The organism is Streptococcus suis, from assembly GCF_002960445.1.
Taxonomy (GTDB): Bacteria; Bacillota; Bacilli; order Lactobacillales; family Streptococcaceae; genus Streptococcus; species Streptococcus hyiners.
Genome location: NZ_POJD01000409.1, coordinates 1 through 282 on the forward strand (window position 1 = coordinate 1; position 282 = coordinate 282).

The window sequence follows — 282 nt, forward strand, 5'->3', positions numbered from 1 at the left end:
ATGTACTCTGCATTTGGCAACATGAAACGTTTGCCCTTGGCACCGCTTGATGCAATGATGGTTCCCATGCTCGCAGCTGTTCCCATAACGATGGTTTGAACATCAGCTTTAATGAAATTCATCGTGTCTACAATGGCAAGACCTGCTGACACCGATCCTCCTGGCGTATTAACATAGAGGTAAATATCCTTTGTAGGGTCTTGGGCATCAAGGAAAAGCAATTGTGCAATGATAGAGTTTGCCATGTTGTCCTCAACTGGTCCTGTCAACATGATAATACGG

Annotated in this window: 1 protein-coding gene; it reads right to left on the reverse strand. The window is 44.7% G+C overall.

Annotated elements, in window-relative coordinates; all coding sequences use genetic code 11:
- Positions 1 to 282 (reverse strand): ATP-dependent Clp protease proteolytic subunit (locus C1G53_RS12300; RefSeq protein WP_192873137.1); only part of this gene is annotated, 282 nt, incomplete at both ends.